Genomic DNA, 17,256 nt, shown 5'->3' with positions numbered 1-17,256 from the left:
ACGCCCCCTGACGCTGGGAGAAGTTCTAGACTGCAGTGTGCGCCTCATGCGCACGGCACCAGCGGTGAATTTTGGTTTGCCGATCATCGTGTCCACCCTGCTCGCGCTTCTTGCAGGCGCAATTGGCGCGGCCATCTTGGCCTTCACGTTCGACTTCCTCAACACCATTTCTCAAAACGACGATGCCGCCAACGGCGTGTTTGTCATAGTTGAAAGCTTGACCGCGGTGGTGTCGCTTGCCTCCCTGGCCATTATTCAGTTCTTCGCAGGAATCGCCGCCACGTCCGCGCGTGACGCTTTCGACGGAAAGAAAGTGACCCTGGCGCTGGCGTGGAAACGGTCCCGAGGTCGTCGCTGGGCGCTCATCGGAATGACCGTTTTGATGGTGAGTGGTTTTGGAGTGTCAGCCGGCGTTTTCTTTGCTCCGTCGATCATTCTCGCGCTAACAGTGAACGAGATCATGGGTGTTTTGGCATTCTTTGTGGGCGGTTTGATCTGGGCGGTGCTCATCGCGTTCTTCTTGATCAAGTTCGCGTTTGTGGGCCCCCTCATCACATATGAACGGCTGCCATTGAAAGACGCGGTCAAGCGATCATGGAAACTCACGAATAAAGGATTTTGGCGGATCCTTGGCGAACTGGCGTTGGGATATTACTTGTCTAGCCACGTGGTTCAGATCATGATCACGCCCATTATGATTCTCTTTCCTATCGTCATGATCATTCTCACCATTGCAACTGGCTTCCAGTCCGAGGCGTTTGCAGCAGTGGTTCTTGTCATATTCGGGTTGTTTTTCATCGCTCTGACCATTGCAGTGTCTGGACTCATGCTGGGCTATTGGTCAGCGCTTGTGGTGGTTGTGTTTTTCGACCAAAAGATGCGCCTTGAAGGGTTCGACCTGGTGATGTTGCGCGAAGCTGAAGATGAGATTCGAGCCCGTACACGCAACGAGGGTGAGTCGGTGACAAAAGATCAGTGGCTAGCGATTCCACAGGAGGCCACGTGATTCACGCGCTTGTCTTCACCTTGACTCCAGGCCGTGATGAGGCACGCAGGTGGGCCGAAAAAGAATTATCAAAACCGGAGTACCGCGATTCAGACGTGTCGTTCTTTGAACGGATTGGCCGTGCCATTCAACGCCTGTTCAACGACGCTCTGGACAAAGCTTTTGACCTCAACAATCCGTGGTTCATCATTGTGTTTGGCCTGGTCATCGTGGGAATCATCGTGTTCTTCGTGTGGCGGGCCAACCGTGGAACCGGAGACGCCTTCTCCCCTCAGCTGTTCGACAAGACAGACGCTGCTGGAGTCGAGAACCCCGACACGTACCGGAAGCGTGCCGCTGATGCAGCTGCACAAGAGGACTGGGATACCGCTGTCCAAGAAATGGTTCGCGCCAGTGTCGCCCATCTGGCTCGAACGGGAGCTATCGAACTCAAAGCGTCCTCGACCGCGCACGAACTCACGAAGACGGCTGCCACCACCTATCCGCACTTGGAACACGACTTGAGCGGGGCCTCGAACTTGTTCGATGCCGTGAGCTTTAGCACCTATCACGCGAGCCAAGAAGACTACGCGTTCACGCAAACGGTTGATTCCAAAGTCCGGCGCGTGACCAAACCAAGCCCTGAGAAGGTCGACGCATGAGCGCACATCTCGACGTTGCAGTGCGGGGAACAGTGGGTGACACCTCGGCGAGCGCAGGACAGAGAATCGTTGCCTTCGGAAAGTCCGCAGTGGTGTGGATCGTGGTGGTCGCAATCGTCCTCATTGCTGCGATTATCGGTTTTCTAACCTCTACCGACTCTGGCGAATACCGTAATCTGCACTATGGCAACACGGGCGAAGACGGCACTGCGGCACTTGCAGGAGTGCTTCGATCTCACGGTGTGAAGGTCTCGACGACCGAAGATTACGACACGGCACTTGTAGCTGCTCAAGACGCTGACACCACGCTTTTCGTTCTCAACCCACACGTCGCTGATCAGGCTCAGCGCAACAAGATCCGCGACGCTGTACAGACACATGGTTCACATGTCGCGTTGGTCAACCCTGGGTTCGCAGTCGCAGGCTACACCTCTCATGTGTCATTTGAGACCGGCTCCATGTACTCGAATACCCACCCAGAGCCGTCGTGTGATTTTGGCCCCGCCAGCAGAGCGGGAAAAGTCGAACGTAGCGGTGCTGGTTATCGCGTTCTTTCTGACAAAGACTACGAAGGTTGCTACCCCATGGACGGGGACGCCTATTCGCTCATTCACACGCCAGAAGGAAAAGGATCCGTCACAGTATTGAGCGAAAGCTCGTGGGTCACAAACACGAATCTTCGCGAAGACGGCAACGCTGCCTTATCAACAGGTGTGGCGGGTTTGAAACCCAAAGTGGTCTTTTACTATGCGATGTCCGACTCCGACGAGCCCGACCCGCTCAGCACTGTCCCGGGCTGGTTCTACATGACCCTTCTGTGGCTCCTGCCCATTAGTCTTGTCGCAGTCGTCTGGGCCGGACGCAGGTTCGGCCCGCTGGCGGTCGAAACGCTTCCGGTCACCGTACCGCCCATTGAAACGGTCACAGGTCTAGCTGGGCTCATGCACCGCACGGGCAACCGTGCAGAAGCACTTAGGATTCTTCGCGCATCGGCGCTCGTCAAGATGGGCCGCACACTGGCGGTGCCGGCGCATGCAGATACCGCCGAGGTGTGTCAGGCTGTCGCTACCCGCACAGGGGTCAGTTACGCCGAACTTGAATACCTTTTCATCACAGCCGCGCCTACAAATGACGCGCAACTGTCCGAACTTGCTACCCGTATTGCTGATATCGAAAGAGAGGTCCGCGCACTATGACCACGCCTGAAAAGCCACAGACTCCCCCAGGTCAGCCACCTCAGGGTCAGCCTTATCAACAGCAGGCGCCACAGCACCAGCCGGCGCCCTACCAACAACCGGCGGCCTCGGAACACCCTCAGAACGCTGCGAACCACCAGCAGTTCCAGCCCCAGGATCAGCAGTTCCAACCTCAGGGTCAGCAGTACGGCCAACCACAAGGCCAACAGCAGCCACAGGACCACGCGAACCACAATGCACATCAGGAACAGTCTGAGCAACGCTGGGCGTCTGAACACCAACTGGACCAAACCGATCATGAGCTTCGCGAACGCTTCGAGAAGGCGCGCGCTGAAGTGGGCAAGGCGGTTGTAGGACAGACCGAGGCGGTTGAAGGGATCATGGTTGCCCTCCTGTCCGGCGGGCACGTGCTTCTCGAAGGTGTCCCAGGTGTCGCTAAAACCTTGCTGGTCCGGTCGATTGCCGGTGCTCTTGACCTCGACTCGGCGCGTATCCAGTTCACTCCCGACCTCATGCCCGGCGACGTGACGGGGTCCATGATTTACAACGCGCAGACGTCGAGCTTCGAGTTCCGCGAAGGCCCCGTTTTCACCAACATCCTCATCGCCGACGAAATCAACCGAACACCTCCCAAAACCCAGTCCGCACTTCTCGAAGCGATGGAAGAACGCCAAGTGTCGGTTGACGGTCTCACCCGGAAACTCGACGAACCGTTCTTGGTTGCGGCCACTCAGAACCCGGTCGAATACGACGGAACGTACCCGTTGCCTGAAGCTCAGTTGGACCGTTTTCTTTTCAAGCTCATTTTGGACCTGCCACAACGAAACACCGAGGTCGAAATCCTCACCCGCCACGCGGCCGGTTTCAGCGCCCACGACCTTTCACGCATCGAACCGACACTGAACCGCGACACCATTTTGGAAGCCAGCCAGCGCGCCCAAAACGTGTACTGCGCACCAGAAGTTCTTGAGTACATTGTGGATCTGGTGCAGGCCACTCGCCGCGCACCGTCGTTCGCCCTGGGGGTCTCTCCCCGAGGTGCCACCCGCCTTCTCGCTGCCACTCGCTCACGCGCGTGGCTGCACGGTCGCGCGTTCATCACGCCCGACGATGTCAAGGCACTCATGGGCATTACGTTCCGTCACCGCGTCCAGTTGCGCCCTGAGGCTCAGATGGACGGTATTGGGATTGACCAGGTACTCGACTCGATTGTGTCGACCGTGGCGGTACCCCGCTAATGGCATTTACGTGGCGTTTTCTGGTACTCACGGTCCTGCTCACGATCCCCGTTGCTTTGGGCGGATCGTGGGAGTTCCTTGTTGCCGGATTAGCGTTCCTCATCCTTGTGGGAGTAGGTGACTTCTTCTTAGCCCCCTCCACTAGGTCGATCCAAGCCTTGCGCTCGCCCGGTGACAGAATCCGCTTAGGGTCGCCCACCTCGGCCATCTTGACCCTGGTCAACACCGGAAAGCGCACGGCGCGCCTGCACGTCAGGGACGCGTGGGCACCCACCGCTGGTGCCAGCGACAACCGCTTCCGTACGGTCATCAAACCTGGTGAGACTTTTGAGAGGGTCCAGCACCTGCTACCTGTCCGCCGCGGTGTCCTGCCTGCTGACAAACTCACCTTGCGGTCCACATCGGTTCTTGGCTTTGTCGCACGGCAAAAGAGTTTCGACGTGCCTGCGAACATCCGGGTGATGCCACCGTTCCATTCGCGCAAGCACTTACCTTCCAAACGCCAAAAACTGCGTGAACTCGACGGGCGAACAGCACTCATGGTGCGCGGGATGGGCACCGAGTTCGACTCTCTTCGCGAATATGTTCGCGGAGATGACATCCGATCGATCGACTGGCGAGCTACCGCGCGTGCTCAAAAACTCATGACAAAGACGTGGCGTCCTGAACGGGACCGGCGGGTGGTCATTGTGATCGACTCGTCGCGGTTAGCGGCACGCCGGGCCGACACCGGAACCGTTTTCGATGCGGCAGTCGAATCGGCCATGTTGCTTGCCGCTCTGGCGGCTGGAGCCGGCGACCGGGTCGATGTCATCGTTGCCGATGCGCGCGTCCGCCTGAGCGTGGGTCCCCTTTCCGGTAAGGACCCCCTGGGCGTGCTCACCAACAAACTCACCCCCATCGACCCCGAACTCATCGATACAGACTGGGCGACTCTCACCTCGGCGGTCATGGAGACCTCTCCCAACCACGCATTCGTCGTGTTCGTCACCAGCTTGGACGCGCTTACGATCGCCGAGGACTTGCTCCCGGCTATCCCGCTGTTGCGTTCGCGCCACACGGTCGCTTTTGCCAGTGTTGAAGACCCTCAGCTGGGGCCCATGAGTCACAACACGTTCACCCCAACGCAGACGTATCAGGCCGCGGCGGCCGCTCAACAGCTCATGACCGAGTCCTCGCTTCAGGGCGCGCTCACACATTTAGGAATTCATACGGTGAGCGGATTCCCCGAGGACCTTCCACCACGCCTAGCTGACCTTTACATTCACTTGAAGTCGACCGGACGCTTGTAAACAGCTACGCTGCCGTCACCACGCGGTACCCCGCCCGGCTTTCTTCCATGTCACCCGTCAAGCCTTGCTTTACAGCGGGGCGACCCAAACCAATTGCGTACGCACAGATCCCCACAGTGAGGAGTGCTCCAAAAAACATCTTGATGGGGAACGGCATGTTGGAAGGTGTCACGAAACCTTCGATCAGACCCGAAAGAAACAGCATGAAGATCAGGCCCACGCCCACCGTAATAAGGGAGCGGGCGGCGTGCGCCAATGACTGCATGCGCGACATGTTGACTGGAATCATCCACGACGTGAAAATCTTGAGACCGGCAGCTGCCGCAATGAGGATACACGTGATCTCCGGGACACCGTGGGGCAGGATGTATCCGAAGAAATCGCCTGCGCGGTCAAAGTGGAACATGACCGCACCTGAAACTCCCACGTTCACGGCGTTCATGACCAGACCCACGATCACGTAGATTCCGGTCACGCCCAAAACCACCCACTGAAGGGCAATCCACGCGTTGTTGGTCCACACACCCACAGCAAATACGCTGTTGGGGTTCTCTTTGTAATAGTTCACGAAATCGTGTTCGGCCAGACGCTTCGCGTCGTCGTACGGCACCATCGTGAAGAGAGTCTGGGTATCGTTTGCCAGCCACACAGTGGTCAAGACGCTCAACGCGACAAACGCAATGAACACGCCCACGAAGTACCAACGGATCGAATACAGAGCTGCTGGAAGTGAGGCTCCAAAGAAGTCGAGCACTGTAGCTTTCGCACCCCGAGGCACCCCTGTGAGCTGCATACGTGACCGGTGGATGACATTCGATAGCCGCACTGCCACATCGGAATCGGGGGCTACCGACTGGACACGTGAGAGATCCTTAGATGCTCGCCTGTACAGTTCGCGAAACTCGGTAGCTTGTTGCGTGGTGAGCTTCCTCTTGCCCGCGAGGGCAGAAAGTCGGTCCCACTGACTTCCATGCATGTAAGCGAGCAGATTTGGGTCCATTTGGCTATCGTATCTGAGGTTCTCCCAGTTCGAATACGCGTCACTGGTGTGGCAATATACACACGTGGACAATCTTGTGACTGGGGAAGCTGTTGAGCTGAGCATTCGCCCTGCTTCGCTCATGTCACGAGCCGTAGCATGCGCGATTGACGCCTTTATTTACACGATCGTGTACATCACGCTTCTCATCTCAATCCTGTACTTTGTCCTCAAATTCGCGGACATTCAGGAGCTCCTGGTTAATTCGCTCATCATCATTTTCATGGCGATCACAACGATCATGGTTCCGTGTACCGTTGAGATCCTGACCCGTGGACGGTCACTGGGAAAGCTCATCATGGGACTACGGATCGTGCGCGAGGACGGTGGAGCGATTTCATTCCGTCACGCGTTCTTGAGAGCACTTATATGGGACTTCGAAGTTCTCTCAAGTGGCGGCGGAATTGCCGCGCTCGCCGGTTTCTTGTCGCCACGCACCAAACGTCTAGGCGATATGTTGGCAGGCACCATCGCGGTGAGTGAACGGCCCCGAAAGATCGTCCACCGCCCGCTTCCAGTTCCTCCTCAGTTGCACCAGTGGGCACAAGGCGTGGACCTCACTCCTTTGCCACCGGGCTTGATGTACCGCCTCACACAGTTCCTTGACACCAGCACAAAGAACACTGCAGAGTCGCGTCTGGAACGCGCAATTGAGCTGGCTACCGAGGTCAACCCGTATGTGGCTCCCCCACCGCCAGAAGGTACACACCCTGAGGACTTCCTTGTGACTGTCGTCGAGCTCACCCGAACGGCACAGTTTCACAAGCTCCGCAAAGCAGAAGCAACGGCCCACGCCTTCACCGATCGCGTAGGATCCCTGCCCTACTCACAACGCGTCTAGGTTGTTAGACGCCACTACCCCAGTAGCCCAGCAGCCACGCGCACTTATGCCGTGCGGATTATCCGCAAGACACGTTCCGTGAGGTCACGTGTGGCAACAGGGTCTGAGGATTCGGCGTTGAACCGCACGAGTGGTTCCGTGTTGGACTTCCGTACGTTGAACCAAAAATCTTTTGCGGTAAACGTGACACCGTCGAGGTGGTCAATACGCCCCTCCCCAAACGTGCCCGCTTGGCATTCAGCTTCGACACGCTCTAACACGCGGTCCGGGCACTCTACTTCAGAGTTGATCTCGCCACTCAGCGCACCCGCGCTGAAAGGTTCCAAGAGGTGTGACAGTGGACGGCCCGTTTCACGTAAAGCCGCAATAACGTGGCACGCCGCCAGAATCCCAGAGTCTGCGCAGAAGAAATCTCGGAAGTAGAAGTGCGCTGAGTGCTCGACGGCAAAAACAGCGTCCTCTATTCGCATCCGCTGTTTGATACCGGAGTGGCCCACTGGTGTGCGAATGGAACGCCCGCCGGCTTTCTTAATCGACTGGGGCACTGCGCGCGTGGTCAGCGCATTGTGAATGACAGCAGGATTGTCTTCGCCCAGGTTGCGTGCGCGCTGGATTTCGCGCGTGGCTACCAAGGCACCAATCGCAGACGCCGAGGTGGGTTCACCTCGTTCGTCGATGACAAAGCACCGATCGGCGTCACCGTCAAAGACCAGGCCAATATCCGCGCCGTGGGCACGGACTGCTTCCTGTGCGTCGCGGAGCGTACTGGGGTCTAAAGGGTTTGCTTGGTGGTTGGGAAAGGTGCCGTCGAGGTCGGTAAACAAGCCCACCAACGTCACTGCGTCACAGTCGAAGACGCGGTCCAGGAAGTTCCCTGCCATTCCGTTACCGGCATCTGCCACCACAGTGAGTGGCCGTGAGGCGTCTGCCAGACCTGTCAGCACATGAATACGCTGAGCGAACTGTTCAGCCAGTTCTGAAGCCCGCTCGCGATCAACGGGCCATGGCGCACTGTCAACAACGACCTCGGCGGTTTCTGCAACCGCGACAATTTCACCCAACGCGTCCTGACGCGAGATACCCCGGGCCTGAGGACCGCACACCTTAAACCCGTTCCAGTCAGCTGGATTGTGGCTTGCCGTGACCATGATTCCGGGCATATCCAGCACGCCGGATCCAAAGTACAGCTGGTCCGTCGATGCCAGCCCGATGTTGACCGGCGTACCCCCGGCTTGCGCAACACCGTGGCACAAAAGCGAGGCGAACTCAGAGGACTTTTCGCGCATGTCGTGGCCAATCAGCACGTGACTGCTCTGATACTGAGCACGCATGACTTCGTGGGTCGCATACCCCACCGCTGTCACCAGTTCGTCGCTGAAGTCTGTGTGAGTGCGTCCGCGCATGTCGTATGCGCCGCAGAGGTGAGCGAGCTGCGCTCGTCTGGTCATTCACGTCCTCCGATGACCCTCAGGTGACCGTGCTTCCGACCCTGCGGTTGCTCCTGAGGTTTGGCGGCTTCGCGTACTGCGTCAGCAATAGCAAGAAGATCGTCGCGACTACGTTCGGGCGGGCTTTCACCGGGTTCGAGTGAGATCAGTTGCCAGCCGACCGGCGCTTTGAGCCGCTGCGCGTGCTCTGCGCACAGATCGTGTGCCCCCGGTTCAGCGCGAACCGCCAGTGGCCCGATCACGACGCACGCGTCAGCGTGGACATACGTGAGGGTACGTGTTGCGGGCGCCCCACAGTTGGGTTTGTTACAGGTTCGAAGCACGCTCTCCAGTCTATTACACCGCTATACAATGTGCTCATGAACGCCCGCTTGCGCCGTGACCGCCGAGGTCGTAGCAACGCCCGCTTACTGTTGCGTTCCGCGATTCCGGCCCGTGTTTCTCGTCGTGAACGGTTCGAGCGCATAGCGGTTTCGGTAATGAACAAGGTGCGTGCCAGAGCCCAGGGCGAGCTGGATGATGTGCGGCTCACGATTGACTGCGTCCCACCGCTTTCGGCAGATCTCAGTCATGTTTTTGAGGCCACACGCCACACCCCTGCAACCATCGTCGTGTACTACATTCCCCTGTCGCGCTTGGATGCCGATTGGAATGAGTTGTTAGGCGAGGTTGTGTCTGAGCAGGCGGCGTTGCTCTGTTCTTACTCAGCTGAAGAGTTACGGCCGTAAGCCTAGGCGTGGCTTACGCGCCTGCTTTGGGGGTTGCGTCGGATTCAGGTGGTGCGTCCGCGCCCGCTTTGGTGCTCTTACCTTTTAAGGCGAAAGCGATAGCTAAACCGATTCCTGCGCCAATAGCGAGCCCATACCCTGCACTAACTGGCACATTCAGATCTGCGATTAACGCAACTGCAATGCCCACCACCAGGCCAATAGCATCTCCCACGAGCATTGCAACGTAATAGATCTTGCTATCTTTATGCGCCATCATCGAACTCCTGACTGTACGCGAACGACGAGATAGTGAGGTGACTAACTGTTTCAAGCATAACCTTAGGGCCCGCGCATTGTGTCATGCGCGGGCCCTAGGTGTAGTTCCTCGGGAGGTTGTGAACGGGATTTGAGGTCAGAGAAGACCCCCGGTATCGAGGTGGGTAACGACACGCACCCTGACCCGGAGGTCTTCCATGACACACCGTAACGCCCCGATGACCATCGAGGGTAGGCGCCGGCTCGTCTGTCTTGTTGTCGATCACGGCTGGCCCCAGCGACGCGTTGCTGAACGCTTCCAGGTGTCCCCGGCAACGGTGTCTCGCTGGGTGAGCCGGCATCGGGCAGGGACCGGTTTGGCTGACCGCTCGAGCCGTCCGCACTACAGCCCGAACAGGCTCAGCGCACGTACCGAGCGACGGATCATCGCGCTGCGGTTCAACCGCCGATGGGGGCCGCACCGGATCGGCTATCACCTGCGCGTGCCACGCTCGACCGTCGGGCGGGTCCTGGCCCGCTACCGGATGCCGAAGCTGGACTGTATCGATCAGGCCACCGGCCTGCCGGTCCGCCGGCCGGCACCTCACCGGTATGAGGTCGATCAGCCTGGCAAGCTGGTCCACGTCGACATCAAGAAGCTTGGCCGCATCCCTGACGGTGGCGGCTGGCGGGCTCATGGCCGCGGATCGGGCCAGGACCGGAAGGTCCAGTCCTCACGGGGCAAAGCCGCGCGTGCCGGGCAGCCTTCGTCGCGGGGGTATCGGTACCTGCATCACGCCGTCGATGACTACTCCCGGCTGGTGTACTCCGAGATCCTCAATGACGAGAAGAAACACACCGCAGCAGGCTTCTGGAAGCGGGCGAACAGGTTCTTCACCAGTATCGGTGTCGCGATCGAAGCAGTCATGACCGATAACGGGGCTTGTTACCGGTCAGGAGACTTCCAGCAAGCCCTCGGAGATGGGGTCAGGCACAAGCGGACGAGGCCTCGCCGTCCGCAGACGAATGGGAAAGTCGAGCGGTTCAACCGGACGCTGATGAACGAATGGGCCTACGCGAGACCGTATGCCAGTGAGAGTGCTCGCGAGGATTCGTACGCAGCGTTCTTACATGACTACAATCACCACCGAGCCCACACCGCCATCGGGGGACTCTCACCAGCCGACCGCGTTCACAACCTCACGGGGAAGTACAGATGAAGCGATCCGCCCGGTTGAGTTCGCCCGCTGTTCACTCTCGCGGCGGTGCTGCCCGCAAAGCCCGGGTGTAATCTGACCGTGACGGAAATTGCAGGTATCGCCCGGTTCGGGCATGTGATCCCGGCAGGCATGTACCGCTCCCCTCGCTCGAAAGGTTCGACCATGGCCAAGAGTCCCTACTCCACGAAGAACGCAGCATGGATCGTCGTTCTCATCGTCATCGGCATCGCCGTCGTCAGCATGTTCTTCGGCATCGCCGGTGAAGAGCTTTGGCGGCAGCTCCTCGGTGCCGGCATCCTCATCATCGTCGCACTCGTCGTCATCTACTTCTGGCGCCGCGACACCGGAAAGCGCTCGCGCACCGACGACACCACCGTGTGAGTTCCATCCTGCTCTGTCAGGTGCTGCGGAGGCTCGGGGGTCTAGCTGTGAATGACGGCCCGCAGTGACGTCCACGCTCGACCGTCGGGCGGGTCCTGGCCCGCTACCGGATGCCGAAGCTGGACTGTATCGATCAGGCCACCGGCCTGCCGGTCCGCCGGCCGGCACCTCACCGGTATGAGGTCGATCAGCCTGGCAAGCTGGTCCACGTCGACATCAAGAAGCTTGGCCGCATCCCTGACGGTGGCGGCTGGCGGGCTCATGGCCGCGGATCGGGCCAGGACCGGAAGGTCCAGTCCTCACGGGGCAAAGCCGCGCGTGCCGGGCAGCCTTCGTCGCGGGGGTATCGGTACCTGCATCACGCCGTCGATGACTACTCCCGGCTGGTGTACTCCGAGATCCTCAATGACGAGAAGAAACACACCGCAGCAGGCTTCTGGAAGCGGGCGAACAGGTTCTTCACCAGTATCGGTGTCGCGATCGAAGCAGTCATGACCGATAACGGGGCTTGTTACCGGTCAGGAGACTTCCAGCAAGCCCTCGGAGATGGGGTCAGGCACAAGCGGACGAGGCCTCGCCGTCCGCAGACGAATGGGAAAGTCGAGCGGTTCAACCGGACGCTGATGAACGAATGGGCCTACGCGAGACCGTATGCCAGTGAGAGTGCTCGCGAGGATTCGTACGCAGCGTTCTTACATGACTACAATCACCACCGAGCCCACACCGCCATCGGGGGACTCTCACCAGCCGACCGCGTTCACAACCTCACGGGGAAGTACACCTAGGTTTCGATCTTCAAAAGTGTGAGCTATGTGATTAAACGATTTGCTTCTTCAAGCGACGGCGTTCGCGTTCTGACAGCCCACCCCAAATACCAAAGCGTTCATCGTTTGCGAGCGCATATTCCAAGCATTCGCTACGCACTTCGCACGACGCGCACACGCGCTTAGCTTCGCGTGTTGAACCACCCTTTTCTGGGAAGAAGGCCTCTGGATCTGTTTGCGCGCACAGAGCTTGGTCTTGCCACGCAACGTCATCGTCAGCTTCACCCAAAAGAAGTTGCAGCGGCGATACGCTTGCAACAGATGGACTTCCGCTTATTGGTAAAAGTTCTGCTGGATCTACGTCGAGTGGATCTGCCGTGGTTCCCGGCGCACCCTGCGGATCAACGAACCAGTCTTGAGCTGTTCGGCTACGCACGCCAAGCGTTTGAGTGCGCAGACTCTCTACGTACTTACGCGCTTCTGACACGTGTTTCCCCTTTCCTCGGCGGCTCTCGCCACCATGTTCCCCACTAAAATTACACGCGTGTCATTACGGTTTCGTCAAGTGCGCAAGTGATATATGTAGGCCACTAAGAGGAGTATTAGAACAGACGTTCACTCACTCATCGCCGTATGCCACTACATCTAGTGGTCACGCGACACTCGAGGCACTACTTACTGTGCTTGGGCGTGTCGGTTGAAGAATCTAATATTTTTTTCGGCGCACGGCGTGAATGAGACGTTTGCTCCCACCTCTTTGAGAAAATGGGCGCGAGCGCACTCACGCACACGATCGACAACTAGGTACGCATGAACTCACTTCTCACCGCCCTGTCCTTGAACCCTGGAACCATTACCCAGGGGGCAGACTTAGCGCGCATTCTGATCACCACGATCGACAATGCGCGGGTGAGCATCAAAGACGGCGACGTGATTGCTATCGACCACAAGCTGGTCGCGATTGCACTTAACGGAACCACCTCGGGTGCGGGCGCAGAGGAGTTCGCTCAAGCTATTCGCGAGCACTCCCGCGAAACGATCGCGGCCCGCACCTACGGCTATCCCCCTTCTACCATGCGACTGGTGCGCACACCGCACAACACTGTCGAACTCAACGCCGGAATCAGTGTCACCAACGGCACTCTTATTCTTCCCTTGGACGACCCGCAGGCCTCGGCCGAAAAGCTTCACGACACCTTCCGTCGGGAATACGGCGTACGTATGGGGCTCGTTCTCACCACCTCCCTCCCCCACCCCTTCCGCCACGGGCAACGCCCAGCCGCTCTCGCCTCGGTCGGAATTGAAAGCCAGCGCGCAGCCGATGAAATTGCCAGCGCGGCGTCGCTCACCGACATCAGCATGGGCTTGGCTGTCATTCGTGGAACCGACGCTGGCATGACCAATGAAGCGATCGATCACGACACCCTGGGCCCGTTTGCCGACTGGTTCGCCCACGGCTCCGCCGAATCCGTATACCTAGCCATGGGGATCGACCCCCAGAAAACTCCGGCACTGTCAGGCGACGACACCGACGACATCCTCACCAAGGTCACGCGCGCCATCTCCGCAGTCCGCTTGGGCACCCCGCGTACACCTGGTGAGAACGCGTGGCGGATCCGGCCGGCAGGGTCGGGCTCGCGTATCGAAATCGACCCCGCGAACATCGAACTGACCTCCCACGCCGGCGGCCACCCCATGATGGAGGCAACCGTTGGGCTGGGAGCACTCATCGACCGCCTCACAACCGCGCTGGCCGTCGAAAACCTCGACGTCAGCGTCGATTACGTGTGGGGCGAACGCGGAACCACGGAAGGCGCGCACGTCGACGTCAGCTTCCGAGGTGCGTCATGATCGCGCGCACCGTTGAAGCGATCGCTGGACGGCCCGACCCCGTTATCGAGTGGATTGACGAATACGGACGCTTAGAGCTCACGGGGCGCGTGTTCGCTAACTGGGTGTACAAGTCTGCCGGGCTCCTGCGCGACACGTTCCCGGATGCGCTTGTGCTCAACCCGGAAGGCCCTCTCCACTGGCGTGAGCTCGCGTGCATTTTTGCTGCATGTGGCAGTGATGTGCCCGTCATGGTGGGCACCGAGGTGACACCCCCTTCCGCTGATTCGTGGGTGGGTATGGTTGCTGTTGGCAGCGACCTTTCGCCGTTTGAAGATGCGGAAGAGTTGTGGGTATTCGACCCCGCCCCGCTGGCGCTATCCACTGAAGTGGAATCGGGCGACACCGACTACATTTCAGCTGTGCGCTCATATCCCGATGTGACCCCGCTTCTTGACGGTCCATTTGAGTACTCTCGCTTTGGCACTGCAGTTCGGGCGCACTCAGTAGACGGACCCGCGCGGCTGGCGACCACCTCGGTCCCGGAAACCGACCAGCAACTCTCCGAACTTTGCCACGCACTCACATACGGACAACTCACCGTCTATCTGTCTTAGCTATGTGATCTGCGTCGCATGTGTGGCAGAATGCAGACATGGACAAAGTAGTTTCGTCAGCAGCAGAGGCCGTTGCCGACATTTTTGATGGTGCTCGCATTGCAGCCGGCGGGTTCGGAGTTTGTGGAATCCCTTCCGTCCTCATCGATGCCCTGAAAGAACAGGGCGCAAAGAACCTGACCGCCGTTTCTAACAACTGTGGAGTCGATGGGCAGGGCTTGGGTGTTTTGCTCGAGTCGAAGCAGATCGACACCGTGATCGCGTCGTACGTAGGTGAGAACAAGGAGTTCGCACGCCAGTACCTGTCTGGTGAGTTGCGCGTTATTCTCACTCCCCAGGGGACGCTCGCCGAAAAGTTGCGGGCAGCCGGGGCCGGAATCCCTGCGTTCTACACCGTTACTGGAGTGGGAACTCAGGTGGCCGACGGTGGCATGCCCCTCAAATATGACTCGGACGGCCATGTGATTGAAGAGTCCAAGCCCAAGGTCACTCGCGAACTCGACACATTCGGTGAAACCGAAACATATGTGCTGGAGGAATCGTTGCCGTGTGACTTTGCGCTGGTGCGCGCCGCAAAGGCCGACCGCCACGGCAACTTGGTGTTCCACGCGTCAGCACGCAACTTCAATCCGCCCGCCGCACAGGCTGGTCGCATCACGATTGTGGAAGCAGAAGAAGTAGTCGAACCGGGCCAGCTCGACCCCAACGAGATACACCTGCCAGGTGTTTACGTCCACCGGATTGTGGAGCTGACGCCCGAACAAGCCAAAGACAAGTCGATCGAGAAGCGGACGGTGAGGAACTCATGAGCCTGACACGCAACCAGATGGCCGCCCGTGTTGCCCAAGAACTTGAAGACGGTAGCTATGTGAACCTGGGAATTGGCCTGCCCACCCTGGTACCCAACTACGTGCCCCAAGATGTTCACGTTGTTCTGCAAAGTGAAAATGGACTTCTGGGTGTGGGGCCGTACCCCACAGAGGACCAGGTTGACCCTGACCTCATCAACGCGGGTAAAGAAACCGTCACCATGCTTCCCGGGGCATCGTACTTCGACTCGGCCACCAGCTTTGGAATGATTCGTGGCAAGAAGGTGGACTTCGCAGTTCTGGGCGCCATGCAGGTGGCCCGAAACGGTGACATCGCCAACTGGATGATCCCCGGCAAAATGGTCAAAGGTATGGGCGGGGCCATGGACTTGGTCCACGGCGCTCGTACCATCCTGGTGGTCATGGAACACGTTGCAAAAGACGACTCACCTAAGCTTCTAGACGCGTGTTCTCTTCCGCTCACCGGTAAGGGTGTGGTCCAGCGAATCGTGACCGACCTGGCAGTTATCGACGTGCGTGACGGCGAATTTGTTCTTGTTGAACGCGCCCCTGGCGTCGACGTCGACACGATTGTCGAAAAGACTGGGAGTCCACTTAAAGTTGAGGGCGATATTCCAGAAATCCAAGTGCCGCAGGTCTAAGGCACTGCAACCGTGTAGGCGTCACTGATGTGGCGCCTACACGTGTATGTAAGGCGTTCCTACACCGAGGCGATGAACAGCTTCCCGTCTCCACGCACGGTGAGGTTTCCGTCCGTGGCGGGGATGAAAACGGATTCCCCGGTGTTGACGGTTGCGCTGTCCTGGGTTTCCGTGGTCAGGGCGTAGGTGCCTTCAACGCACAGCGCGATTGCCGGCCCGTCCAGTTCAACCGTGGTGTCGGCACTCGTCAGTGGCATGAGTTTGAAGTCGTCGGTCGCCCCTTTAAACCACTGCCCTTCGTCAGCGTTCACACGGTCGGGTGCGGTGGGCTCATACGTGACGACTGCTTTGAGTTCATCGATGTCGATGTGCTTGGATGTGAGTCCGCCACGTAGGACGTTGTCGGAACTGGCCATGATTTCGATTCCCAGGCCGCCCAAATATGCGTGCAAAATACCTGCGTTTAATGCAATTGCTTCACCGGGGTTGAGCGTGAGCATGTTGAGCATGAGGGCAACGAGGGCTCCCGGGTCTGTGGGGAAGTCGGTGTTCACGCGTTTGAGCGTGGTGACCGGATCCTGCGCCGATCCTTCCAACGACGGGTGGTGTGCGTCCACAGGCTCGTAGGTCAGCTCTGCCAGTTGGTCTGCGAGTTCTCCATACCCAGGTTCCGTCAAGATTGTCGAAAGTGTCGTTTGGAGAGGGGCGGGTCCGTCCAAGGTCTCGATCACCTGGGTAAGAAGGGAGCTTCCCGAGGCGGTGTCCAGGCGTTCGAAAGTGGCCTTGATTGCGTGGGGTGAGCGGAACCCGCACAGCGCGTCAAACGGTGTGAGCGCGTACATCATTTCGGGTTTGTGCCACGCGTCCTTGTAATTGCGGTGAGGCGCGTTCATGCTGATACCTTCTGCATTCTCGCGTTCATATCCCGCTCGCGCTTGGTCGAGAGTGGGGTGGGCCTGGATGGATAGGGCGGTACGAGCTGAAAGGATTTTCAGAAGAAAAGGGAGACGGTCACCATATGTGTGACGTGCTTCTTCGCCGAGGTGTTCAGGGTGTGCGGACACGTGTTCGAGAAGTGTGGAATCAGCAGTGCGAGAAGGAGCTTTAGGGTGAGCACCTAGCCAATACTCGGCCGCTGGCGTTCCATCCACTGGGATTCCCACGATCTGTTGGATCCCTTGCGTGTTGCCCCACGCATAGTCTTGTACTGTTCCGCGAATTTCGAACATTGTCCTCCTTGCATCCACGCCTAGCCTAGGCAGATACGGGCAAAAAACCAACGTGGGCGCTAAAGTTCGCACTCCAGC

Annotated in this window: 19 protein-coding genes and 1 pseudogene; 14 read left to right on the top strand and 6 right to left on the bottom strand. The window is 58.7% G+C overall.

Features of this window, described 5'->3' with window-relative positions; translation table 11 throughout:
* The first annotated feature begins 46 nt into the window (after positions 1-46).
* The 5 genes from MHX53_RS05310 to MHX53_RS05290 are packed head-to-tail and all read left to right on the top strand — an operon-like array spanning position 47 to position 5,373.
* Positions 47-1,006 carry a glycerophosphoryl diester phosphodiesterase membrane domain-containing protein gene (locus MHX53_RS05310; RefSeq protein WP_102237581.1) on the top strand — a complete coding sequence of 320 codons (960 nt, stop codon included), beginning with the start codon at positions 47-49 and terminating at the stop codon, positions 1,004-1,006.
* Complete coding sequence (locus MHX53_RS05305) at positions 1,003-1,647, top strand: DUF4129 domain-containing protein (RefSeq protein ID WP_102237580.1); 645 nt, start codon at positions 1,003-1,005, stop codon at positions 1,645-1,647. The genes MHX53_RS05310 and MHX53_RS05305 overlap by 4 nt, the downstream gene beginning before the upstream one ends.
* Positions 1,644-2,843: a DUF4350 domain-containing protein gene (locus MHX53_RS05300; protein WP_102237579.1), complete on the top strand. Its 1,200-nt coding sequence runs from the start codon at positions 1,644-1,646 to the stop codon at positions 2,841-2,843. Before MHX53_RS05305 ends, MHX53_RS05300 begins: the two co-directional genes overlap by 4 nt.
* A complete protein-coding gene (locus MHX53_RS05295; protein ID WP_239271493.1) occupies positions 2,840-4,081 on the top strand; it encodes a MoxR family ATPase in 1,242 nt (413 codons plus the stop codon). Before MHX53_RS05300 ends, MHX53_RS05295 begins: the two co-directional genes overlap by 4 nt.
* Entirely contained in the window at positions 4,081-5,373 is a 1,293-nt protein-coding gene (locus MHX53_RS05290; protein WP_239271492.1) for a DUF58 domain-containing protein, read from the top strand. Before MHX53_RS05295 ends, MHX53_RS05290 begins: the two co-directional genes overlap by 1 nt.
* Before the next feature lie 4 nt (positions 5,374-5,377).
* Here MHX53_RS05290 and MHX53_RS05285 read toward each other — a convergent pair whose 3' ends face one another.
* Complete coding sequence (locus MHX53_RS05285; protein ID WP_239271491.1) at positions 5,378-6,373, bottom strand: stage II sporulation protein M; 996 nt, start codon at positions 6,371-6,373, stop codon at positions 5,378-5,380.
* A 64-nt stretch (positions 6,374-6,437) separates the two neighbouring features.
* Here MHX53_RS05285 and MHX53_RS05280 point away from each other — a divergent pair, with 64 nt between their 5' ends.
* On the top strand, positions 6,438-7,253 hold the full coding sequence (locus MHX53_RS05280) for an RDD family protein (RefSeq protein WP_239271490.1): 816 nt from the start codon (positions 6,438-6,440) through the stop codon (positions 7,251-7,253).
* A 44-nt stretch (positions 7,254-7,297) separates the two neighbouring features.
* Here MHX53_RS05280 and manB read toward each other — a convergent pair whose 3' ends face one another.
* Entirely contained in the window at positions 7,298-8,701 is a 1,404-nt protein-coding gene (gene manB / locus MHX53_RS05275; RefSeq protein WP_239271489.1) for a phosphomannomutase/phosphoglucomutase, read from the bottom strand.
* The gene (locus tag MHX53_RS05270) at positions 8,698-9,024 is read right to left on the bottom strand and encodes a DUF3499 domain-containing protein (RefSeq protein WP_102237574.1); all 327 of its coding nucleotides are present in this window, start codon (positions 9,022-9,024) and stop codon (positions 8,698-8,700) included. Before MHX53_RS05270 ends, manB begins: the two co-directional genes overlap by 4 nt.
* A 36-nt stretch (positions 9,025-9,060) precedes the next feature.
* On the opposite strand from MHX53_RS05270, the gene MHX53_RS05265 reads away from it, so the two are divergent.
* Positions 9,061-9,429: a hypothetical protein gene (locus MHX53_RS05265; protein ID WP_239271488.1), complete on the top strand. Its 369-nt coding sequence runs from the start codon at positions 9,061-9,063 to the stop codon at positions 9,427-9,429.
* A 13-nt stretch (positions 9,430-9,442) separates the two neighbouring features.
* Here the strand turns inward: MHX53_RS05265 and MHX53_RS05260 are convergent, their stop codons facing one another.
* Complete coding sequence (locus tag MHX53_RS05260; RefSeq protein ID WP_239271487.1) at positions 9,443-9,688, bottom strand: hypothetical protein; 246 nt, start codon at positions 9,686-9,688, stop codon at positions 9,443-9,445.
* Between the two features lie 196 nt (positions 9,689-9,884).
* Between MHX53_RS05260 and MHX53_RS05255 the strand changes: the two genes are divergently transcribed.
* The 3 genes and pseudogenes from MHX53_RS05255 to MHX53_RS05245 all read left to right on the top strand — a co-directional run.
* A complete protein-coding gene (locus MHX53_RS05255; RefSeq protein ID WP_239271486.1) occupies positions 9,885-10,886 on the top strand; it encodes an IS481 family transposase in 1,002 nt (333 codons plus the stop codon).
* A gap of 78 nt (positions 10,887-10,964) precedes the next feature.
* The gene (locus MHX53_RS05250) at positions 10,965-11,267 is read left to right on the top strand and encodes a hypothetical protein (protein WP_204515272.1); all 303 of its coding nucleotides are present in this window, start codon (positions 10,965-10,967) and stop codon (positions 11,265-11,267) included.
* 74 nt (positions 11,268-11,341) lie between these two features.
* Positions 11,342-12,052: pseudogene (locus MHX53_RS05245) on the top strand (IS481 family transposase); the annotation flags it as partial.
* A 31-nt stretch (positions 12,053-12,083) separates the two neighbouring features.
* Here the strand turns inward: MHX53_RS05245 and MHX53_RS05240 are convergent.
* Positions 12,084-12,332: a WhiB family transcriptional regulator gene (locus MHX53_RS05240; protein ID WP_180965293.1), complete on the bottom strand. Its 249-nt coding sequence runs from the start codon at positions 12,330-12,332 to the stop codon at positions 12,084-12,086.
* Positions 12,333-12,841: 509 nt separating this feature from the next.
* Between MHX53_RS05240 and MHX53_RS05235 the strand changes: the two genes are divergently transcribed.
* Genes MHX53_RS05235 through MHX53_RS05220 form a run of 4 tightly spaced genes read left to right on the top strand, consistent with a single transcriptional unit; the run spans position 12,842 to position 15,949 of the window.
* Positions 12,842-13,882 carry a coenzyme F420-0:L-glutamate ligase gene (locus MHX53_RS05235; protein ID WP_239271485.1) on the top strand — a complete coding sequence of 347 codons (1,041 nt, stop codon included), beginning with the start codon at positions 12,842-12,844 and terminating at the stop codon, positions 13,880-13,882.
* Positions 13,879-14,478 (top strand): hypothetical protein, encoded by a 600-nt coding sequence (locus tag MHX53_RS05230; RefSeq protein ID WP_239271484.1) that lies wholly within the window; start codon positions 13,879-13,881, stop codon positions 14,476-14,478. Before MHX53_RS05235 ends, MHX53_RS05230 begins: the two co-directional genes overlap by 4 nt.
* Before the next feature lie 38 nt (positions 14,479-14,516).
* Positions 14,517-15,287 carry a CoA transferase subunit A gene (locus MHX53_RS05225; RefSeq protein ID WP_239271483.1) on the top strand — a complete coding sequence of 257 codons (771 nt, stop codon included), beginning with the start codon at positions 14,517-14,519 and terminating at the stop codon, positions 15,285-15,287.
* Positions 15,284-15,949 carry a CoA transferase subunit B gene (locus MHX53_RS05220; protein WP_239271482.1) on the top strand — a complete coding sequence of 222 codons (666 nt, stop codon included), beginning with the start codon at positions 15,284-15,286 and terminating at the stop codon, positions 15,947-15,949. The genes MHX53_RS05225 and MHX53_RS05220 overlap by 4 nt, the downstream gene beginning before the upstream one ends.
* Before the next feature lie 59 nt (positions 15,950-16,008).
* On the opposite strand, the gene manA is transcribed toward MHX53_RS05220, so the two are convergent.
* Positions 16,009-17,178 carry a mannose-6-phosphate isomerase, class I gene (gene manA, locus MHX53_RS05215; protein ID WP_239271481.1) on the bottom strand — a complete coding sequence of 390 codons (1,170 nt, stop codon included), beginning with the start codon at positions 17,176-17,178 and terminating at the stop codon, positions 16,009-16,011.
* Positions 17,179-17,256: the final 78 nt, after the last annotated feature.

Source organism: Brevibacterium sp. ACRRH (genome assembly GCF_022346365.1).
Taxonomy (GTDB): domain Bacteria; phylum Actinomycetota; class Actinomycetes; order Actinomycetales; family Brevibacteriaceae; genus Brevibacterium; species Brevibacterium paucivorans.
The sequence above is the reverse complement of the archived record's forward strand: the minus strand, read 5'-3'. Positions and strand labels throughout refer to the sequence as shown.